Annotated in this window: 9 protein-coding genes and 1 pseudogene; 5 read left to right on the top strand and 5 right to left on the bottom strand. The window is 40.8% G+C overall.

The features are described from left to right. Positions 1–192: pseudogene (locus GXZ17_RS09425) on the top strand (glycosidase); the annotation flags it as partial. 379 nt (positions 193–571) lie between these two features. Here the strand turns inward: GXZ17_RS09425 and GXZ17_RS09420 are convergent. The 4 genes from GXZ17_RS09420 to GXZ17_RS09405 all read right to left on the bottom strand — a co-directional run bounded on the left by GXZ17_RS09420 (position 572) and on the right by GXZ17_RS09405 (position 5,159). Beyond that, a complete protein-coding gene (locus GXZ17_RS09420) occupies positions 572–1,954 on the bottom strand; it encodes a hypothetical protein (protein ID WP_409377032.1) in 1,383 nt (460 codons plus the stop codon). A 26-nt stretch (positions 1,955–1,980) separates the two neighbouring features. Then, positions 1,981–3,237, bottom strand: a complete 1,257-nt coding sequence (locus GXZ17_RS09415; RefSeq protein WP_409377031.1) for an extracellular solute-binding protein — start codon at positions 3,235–3,237, stop codon at positions 1,981–1,983. 147 nt (positions 3,238–3,384) lie between these two features. Further along, the gene (locus tag GXZ17_RS09410) at positions 3,385–4,248 is read right to left on the bottom strand and encodes a carbohydrate ABC transporter permease (protein WP_409377030.1); all 864 of its coding nucleotides are present in this window, start codon (positions 4,246–4,248) and stop codon (positions 3,385–3,387) included. Next, positions 4,245–5,159 carry a carbohydrate ABC transporter permease gene (locus tag GXZ17_RS09405; protein ID WP_409377029.1) on the bottom strand — a complete coding sequence of 305 codons (915 nt, stop codon included), beginning with the start codon at positions 5,157–5,159 and terminating at the stop codon, positions 4,245–4,247. Before GXZ17_RS09405 ends, GXZ17_RS09410 begins: the two co-directional genes overlap by 4 nt. Before the next feature lie 233 nt (positions 5,160–5,392). Between GXZ17_RS09405 and GXZ17_RS09400 the strand changes: the two genes are divergently transcribed. The 4 genes from GXZ17_RS09400 to GXZ17_RS09385 all read left to right on the top strand — a co-directional run bounded on the left by GXZ17_RS09400 (position 5,393) and on the right by GXZ17_RS09385 (position 7,156). After that, positions 5,393–5,671 (top strand): hypothetical protein, encoded by a 279-nt coding sequence (locus GXZ17_RS09400; protein WP_409377028.1) that lies wholly within the window; start codon positions 5,393–5,395, stop codon positions 5,669–5,671. Between the two features lie 511 nt (positions 5,672–6,182). Then, positions 6,183–6,665: a peptide-methionine (S)-S-oxide reductase MsrA gene (gene msrA, locus GXZ17_RS09395; RefSeq protein ID WP_409377034.1), complete on the top strand. Its 483-nt coding sequence runs from the start codon at positions 6,183–6,185 to the stop codon at positions 6,663–6,665. Further along, positions 6,589–6,846, top strand: a complete 258-nt coding sequence (locus GXZ17_RS09390) for a peptide-methionine (R)-S-oxide reductase (protein ID WP_409377027.1) — start codon at positions 6,589–6,591, stop codon at positions 6,844–6,846. The genes msrA and GXZ17_RS09390 overlap by 77 nt, the downstream gene beginning before the upstream one ends. A gap of 127 nt (positions 6,847–6,973) precedes the next feature. Continuing rightward, complete coding sequence (locus GXZ17_RS09385; protein ID WP_409377033.1) at positions 6,974–7,156, top strand: hypothetical protein; 183 nt, start codon at positions 6,974–6,976, stop codon at positions 7,154–7,156. A gap of 214 nt (positions 7,157–7,370) precedes the next feature. On the opposite strand, the gene GXZ17_RS09380 is transcribed toward GXZ17_RS09385, so the two are convergent. After that, on the bottom strand, positions 7,371–7,576 hold a 206-nt coding region (locus GXZ17_RS09380), incomplete at its 5' end, for a hypothetical protein (protein ID WP_409377026.1).

The following is a 7,576-nucleotide window of genomic DNA, read 5'->3' as shown; positions in this document are numbered from 1 at the left end:
TGGCTACTGAGTCCTAAAGAACCTTTTGAGTGGTTGGGCGATGTTCCTGGTGTGGTTTTCCCTTCCGGAGCCATACTGAACGAGGAAAAGAATGAAATCTTGCTCTACTATGGAGCCGCCGATAAATGCGTGGGGCTGGCCATTGGTGATTATCAAGAAATCATGGAAAACCTTAAAGCCAACCCGGTATAGCATTCTACCAGGATGCGGGAATTTTCCATTTTAATCCTGATTTAAGCTAATCCCTTTTATTCTGTAAAAGTGGATGGTCACTTTTCTTTATTTCTTATGTGAAAAGATGGCCTACCATGTGACCATCCCCTTTTTGTTTTATGAAAACATCGAATACAACCACAGAGAAGCTTTCTGAAAGTGACACTGTAATCAGGGGTTTGCTCGCAATTCTTTTTTTCCTCGGCAGTCTTTTTTGCTTTTTTATTTTAACCCTACGCCTTAGACACTGGGGAGGGAAGCCTCCCCAGTGAGTTTTTATCCTACACTGTAAGCCATTTTACGCCACAAATTACTTGGCCATTTCGTTCTCTGATAAAGATTCTTATCTCCTATCTTTTCAGGGTAAAACCGTTTGAATACCCATCATATCGCAGAAGTCCACCAGGGGTGAGTAGATGTCCTCTCCATAAGCAAGACAAGCATATTCATTCATCCAGGCCTGAAGGAGTTTTTCTATATCACCATCCACAGTTACAAATCCATGAGGCCAGAATGGTATACCACATTCTGCTAATCTTGACTGTAATTCATCTTCTGCTGGCTCAAAAATACTAGCTTTAGCGACTACCATAATAAACTCCCCGTCAACTCTACCCAAACGAGCAACAACTCCATCTCCCACTTTGCATATTGCTCTTACTGAAAGACCTCCTGCTTTACCTTCAGTGGGGATACCATGATGAGCAAACCCGGCTGGACCCACTTTTCCAGCAAGAGAGGGGGGTATGGCGCCATCTCCTATAATTTTTATTTCTTTGTTCTTTTTATCTATATGCTGTAAATCACCATAATAGACCCTTTCCTTACTTAGTTTCATTAAAAGAAAAGTGGTCAAAGCGGTATTAAAGTCACCAAGAGTTGAGGTAGCATATCCATCTTCTAACATCATGGATTGTGCAAAACAAGTCGTTGAATAATCATCACCCAGACCTGGAAAAGATTGAATAGTATAGAAATCCCACCTCTCTTTCTCTACTATCTTTTTTATTGCAAGATATAACCTTATAGATCGCTCGTTAGCCATGTTCTCCTGCGGTAGAGAACCAAACAACTCCAAAATCCGGGGTTTTAGGGCTTCTACTTCTTCTGAAGATATGCTTTCTGCGGTACGAATTAGCTCTGTTGTATCTCTTGAATCTATATCAATACCAAACACTTTCATCCATTGAGAGGGATCAGCAACACCTACTGTTTGACCCATACCTCGTCCCCCAAAAGCCCCAATAGTGGACATGTTTAAAATATTTTTGAGATGCGACGCCTTGCAATAGCTAACAACTTTATCAACCTCGGAAGCATCATCGGCCGCTCCGTAAACGAACCTATGGGGTACACCTATCTCGAGCAGAGCTCCATGCATAACCAATCCTCCCACAGTCCGCCAGCCTTGGGAACCAGGGTGGGTCCAGATGATTATCCCTTTTCCAGTAAGTGCATAGTCACGAACGGCAGCAATTAGATTAGCAGCCCAAACCCAAGTACCGGAAAAAAGAATGACACAATCGACATCCTCTCGGTGCTTCATTTCTCTTAAGGCAATCTTGGCCTCTTCTTTTGTAGCAACTACTGTATGGTATTCCACTAAATCTATTTCCTTTTCTTTAAGAACTTCTTTGGAGCGGGCGACTATTTCTTCGTCAATAAACGGGCGACCTGAGGGATCCTCTAAACCATCTTTGTGTACTCCAAAAACAATAAAACCGACCCTGGGTCTAATCATCGCCTGTTTCTCTCCTTTTCTTGGTTTTAGAAGTTTCCTTTTAGTGTTTCATATAGGTCCTTGAGCGCCTGTTCCGGAGTTTTCTTCCCCATCAATGCATTCTGAACTTCAATCTGTTCATTAACAGCCCATTCATCGAACCAAGTAAGCTTAGGGTGACCTTTAGCATACAGGGCTTGTTCTCCAAAATACTTCCAGTAGGGATATTGAGCTAAAAGGTCTGGGTCGGTGAATAAGTCTTTCCAGGTGGGAAGGGTGCCTATTTCCAAAGCACGTTCTTTTTCTCTTTCTGGAGAAGTCATATATTCAATATATTTCCAAGCAGCTTCTTTATGCTGAGAAGTTGCTGGAATAGCCAAAGCTTCAGGGAGAGTGAGAGTAGCCTGGAATTCCTCTCTTGCCGCTGGAATCCATTCAGCCACTTCGATCTCTCCCACAATTTTAGAAACGGAAGGATCGTTTGAATATGCATACACTCCTGGCCAAGCTTGCAAAAAGAAAGCAGTATCACCACTGTAAAAAACATTGGCAACCGCTTCATAGTTCATAGTAACTGAGGCAGGATCGACCGTTTTCTCCGTGTTTATAGCCTCTACCATGAAAGTGAGAGCGTCAATTGCCGGTTGTTCGGTGAAAGTAGGCTTCCCGTCCTCGGTAAACAGAGTTGAACCAAAGCTATAGCTAAAAAAAGCATGCTCATTGGTCAACGTTTGACTTTGCTCCCAGGCACCAGCATAACCGTATTTTGCCAAGTTCGCTGTTTGCAATTTCTTAGTTTGCTCTGTAAATTCAGTCCAAGTCTTGGGAGGAACAGCAATTCCAGCATTTTTTAGCTTTTCGTTATTATACATGAAAAACCTGGTATCGTTATTCCAAGTCATTCCATATAAGTGTCCATCCTTGCTAAAAGTGCTCACCAATCCCGGTAATATCTTGTCAACAGTAGCTGGATCGATAAACTCGTTGAGAGAAATTAACCAGCCAGCAGAGAGAAATTTTGCCGGCCACACGTTGTCAAATTCTATTACATCAAAAGCACTTCCTCCGGAAGCCATTTCTGTTACTATCTTATCTGCCACTCTCTCCCACGCCATTTGGATGAGTTCTACTTTGATACCGCTTTTTTCTTCGAATTCGCGAGTCTGTCTTTCCCATACACCTTTGATGTCCATCTCATGGCGGGGCATAATAACGGTTATCGCTTCCTGAGATAGAGCAAAGTCGACAAATAGTAACATACAACTTGTAGCCAGCAACAAAAAGATTGTAAGTTTTTTAAACAATGTTCTAAGACCTCCCTTTAAAGAAATTTTAAGAAATTCGTAAAAGCTCTAAAACTTGGGAGAAACTGTTTTTATATTTTTATCACCTCCATCTTTCTCAAATATTTAATATTTAATATTTAATGTTTAATGTTTAATGTTTAACCTTTAACCTTTAACAGAACCAGCAGTTAAGCCCTGAACTATGTATTTTTGAAATATAAGAGCGAGAACCACTGGTGGCAAACTGGCTAGCACTCCTGCTGTGCTCATTAAGACATAATCCTCCCCAAATTTGCTACTAAACTCCTCAACTAAGACTGAGAGGGTTTTTGAACTTTGAGTAGAGGAAAAAATTAAGGCGTAGAAGAACTCATTCCAGGCAATGATAAAAGCAAATATAAAGGTGGCGGCAATTCCAGGAGCAACAAGAGGTAGAACCACTCTAAATAAAGCTCCAATTCTGGAACAACCATCTATGCGAGCTGCTTCTTCTATATCAGTTGGAATAGAACGAAAATGCCCTATCATCAACCAGATTACCAAGGGCAAAATGAAAGAAATATAAGTCATTATTAGAGCAGGCCTTGTATCAAGAAGACCAAGTTTTCTCACAATAAGATAAAGAGGAATAATCAAAGCAATAGGGGGAAGAAGCTGGGGAAGGATAATAGTAAGGCTGAGAATATTTCGACCCTTGAAATCTATTCTAGCCAAACAGTAAGCATAAAGAGAGCCAAAGAAAACAGAAATTAGTGTTACCGCTGAGGCTACAATTAAGCTGTTTAGCGCGCACCGACCAAACTGTGAGGCAGCATCAGTTGCTCCTGTTCCACCTAAAAGGAGACGAGAGTAATTTTCAAAAGTAGGTTTTGAAGGAAACCATCTTAATGGTACACTAGTTAAATCTTTTTTGGTAGAAATACTGGAAATAAATAACCACAGATAAGGCGCTAAAATAACTACTACTAATAATCCAACAGCAAAGTACAAAAAAAACCCAACTAACTTTTTATTCAAAGCTACTGTCACTCAAACAACCCCCCTTGAGATCGTGTGATAGCAATAATATAAGGAATACCAATAACCATGACCAGAGCGATCAAAAAATACGCAATGGCACTTCCATAACCCATTTTGAAGAATTTAAAACTATTTAAATAAGCAAGATAACTTAAAACCGTTGTGCCTCCACCGGGACCACCACGAGTAACTATGTATATTAGATCGAACTCACGTACTGCCCAAATAATCTTAATCAAAAAGAGAATACCAATCATAGGCTTTATTAAGGGTAAAGTGATATATCTGAACCTTTGCCAGGTGTTGGCTCCGTCGACTCGTGATGCTTCATAGAGTTCTTCGGGGATTCCTTCTAATGTAGCTAATATCATCAATACACCAACGGGAGTCTCTTTCCAAATATTAGCAAGCATGACTAAATGAAGCGCGCGCATTGGTTCTCCTAACCATACCTGATACTCACTAATGAGGCCAAGATTAAAAAGCAAAGCGTTCAGAGCTCCATAGTTAGCATTATAGATCCACTTCCACATAATCCCGTTGACCACGGTGGGTAGAGCCCAAGGAAGAATGGCTAGTCCTCTAACTATACCTCGTCCCCGGAATTTTTGTTTCAATAGCAATGCTATAGCAACACCCAATACAATTTCAGTACAGACAGTTACTACTGAAAAATAAATCGTCCTTAGGAAGCTGCTCAAAAATAAATCGTCCGACAAAGCTCGAACATAATTATTTAAACCTATAAAAGGGGCAACTCCAGGACGGGTTAAATTGAAGTCTAACAAGCTGATGTAAAAAGAATAGATAAGTGGATATATTAATAAGCCAAAAATCAATATCAGGCTTGGAAGCAATAGTAATAAAACAACGTTTCCTTTTTTCTCAAAAGGGGAAGTAGGTAAACTATTCTTTACCATTTTTAAAAAAACATCCTCCCGACATACTACTTCAAGGCCTCTCTTCTTCAATCTTATTGTAGCACAACTCTTTCTTCGATTATAGTCAAATGCATAAGTACCCATAACTTAAAGACTATTCTGAAGAGGAATTTTACTGCCCATGACCCGGCAAAGTTTAGCTTTTGAGAAGCTCTTTCAAAAGTATCTTCTATTATCTCTTTAATCTCTTTATTAGTTCATCAACATACTTAATGAGGCTTACAGAAATTACCCTTTTTATAGCCTTCCAGATGAATTCTATGGATTTAGGTCTGGAGAATATGGTGGCAGGTATAACCAGATATATTCCCATCTCTCGGGCTATCTCTTTCACTCTCCTGCTTCTGGGAGTGGAGAAATTATCCAGGATTACAATGATGGCTTTGTATTCGCTGTTCCAAAGTAGACATCGATGCCAGGACAAAAAAACAGACCTCTTTAGGGTGGATTGCTCCAGCCTGTTTGCTCGCAGTCTTCCCAACTCCGTATAGCATAAAAGCACAGTAATGCAAAAAAGAGGGGTAGCTCCAGGATTTATCAATTTATTAAGCTTTTATCTCCGGGCTTGTAACCTTCTCTACCATGATGCGGGAATTTTCCGTTTTAATCCTGATTTAAGCTAATCCCTTTTATTCTGTAAAAGTGGATGGTCGCTTTTCTTTACTTCTTATGTGAAAAGATGGCCTACCACGTGACCATCCACTTTTTGTTTTACGAAAACATCGAATACAACCACAGAGAAGCTTTCTTAAAGTGACACTGTAATCAGGGGTTTGCTCGTTTAAGGAATAAAACAGAAAAAAAATCATTACACAACGATAAAAGAAGAATCACAAATAATGAACGAGGTGGCAAGACATGAAAGGGATTGCGCTTACCTTATTAATCTTTTCTTCTTTTATTCTGGAAAACTATGCCTCGGCACAAGAATCCACTAAAAATGTTTCAAGGGTAGAAAAAGCTACTCTGGCAGGCGGTTGTTTCTGGTGTTTAGAGAGTGCTATGGAGAAGCTTAGCGGGGTAATAGAAGCCATATCGGGTTATACCGGAGGTCATATCGAAAACCCTACTTATGAAGAAGTATGCTCGGGAACTACCGGACACTACGAAGCCGTTGAGGTTACCTTTGACCCGGAAAAAATTACCTACCAGGAAATTCTGGATGCTTTTTGGAAAAGCATAAATCCCACGGACCCCTCGGGGCAATTCAACGACAGAGGTCCACAATACCGTACTGCAATCTTTTACCACAATGAGAAGCAGAAAATCATTGCCGAACAGTCAAAAGAAGCCCTGGAGAAATCGGGAAGGTTTAGTAGCCCTATCGTAACCGAGATTCTACCAGCTGCAGCTTTCTACCCTGCCGAAGAATATCACCAGGATTACTACAAAAAGTCCAGAGAGCGCTATGAAATCTATCATTTTCACTCCGGACGCGATCGGTTTCAAGAAAGGCACCGGAAAGAGAGCGAAGCTCAAAAATAAATTCGCCAATTTTCAGAAACCACCAGAAGAGTTTCGCAAAAAACTTACTCCTCCACAATATGAGGTCACCCAGAAAAATGGCACCGAAATGCCTCTTCATAATGAATATTGGAGCAACCAAAAAGAAGGCATATACGTTGACATCATTTCCAGTGAGCATCTATTCAAGCTCTCCCAATAAGCTCGATTCTGGAACCGGATGGCCCAGCTTTACTCAACCCCCTCATACTTAAGAATACCGTCTAACTTCTCGACAACAGTCTCTCTATGAGAGAGTTGAAGTTCGCAGCAAAAACACCGATTTATATCTGAGCTATGTCTTCGATAGTAGTCCATTGCCCACAGAGCGCCGCTTTTACATTAATTCAGCCGTCTTACGCTTTATCCCGAGAGAGGATCTAAGGAAAGAAGGGTACAGAGAATTCCTGAGTCTCTTTGAAAAACAAGCATTCCCTTATTCACCTCTTTCTGAGTTCTCAAAAAACCGATAAAGATGAGAAATATTTACTAAAGTGGCCATAAAAGGGAGGGATGTTGCGCTACCACAGGTGTCTCCAGGGATTCTTTTGCTTCTTGAATGGTTATTTGAGTGCCTTCTTTGCGAGAGAAGAAAAAAGGTGGACAATGCTTGAGAAGTTGCACGATATAAAGAGAAAAGGAAAGGTCTGTCATGCTTGAAATTTAACGAGGCATCCACCCCCGCTGTCATTCCCGAAATTTAGGCGGGAATCCAAAAGCTTTTGCCCTTAAATAATTTAGATTCCTCGTAGAACCGGGATGACAGATAAGGAGCGTCATTGCGGCAACAAAAAAGAGGAGGCGATAAGTGGATTTAGCCCTTATAGTTCCGGATTGCTGATAGAACCACTCAGGAATGACGCCTCTTTCGTCATGCCTGAAATCTTTTATCA

It is taken from the genome of Candidatus Sordicultor fermentans (assembly GCF_012728195.1).
GTDB classification, from domain to species: Bacteria; Atribacterota; Atribacteria; order Atribacterales; family Caldatribacteriaceae; genus Sordicultor; species Sordicultor fermentans.
This window is presented reverse-complemented; position numbering and strand designations above follow the sequence as displayed.

Coding starts and splice junctions, on each gene's coding strand:
- GXZ17_RS09420 (WP_409377032.1), bottom strand. CDS start 1,954: ATGATTAGACCCAGGGTCGGTTTTATTGTTTTTGGAGTACACAAAGAT.
- GXZ17_RS09405 (WP_409377029.1), bottom strand. CDS start 5,159: ATGGTAAAGAATAGTTTACCTACTTCCCCTTTTGAGAAAAAAGGAAAC.
- GXZ17_RS09400 (WP_409377028.1), top strand. CDS start 5,393: ATGAGGCTTACAGAAATTACCCTTTTTATAGCCTTCCAGATGAATTCT.
- msrA (WP_409377034.1), top strand. CDS start 6,183: ATGGAGAAGCTTAGCGGGGTAATAGAAGCCATATCGGGTTATACCGGA.
- GXZ17_RS09390 (WP_409377027.1), top strand. CDS start 6,589: ATGAAATCTATCATTTTCACTCCGGACGCGATCGGTTTCAAGAAAGGC.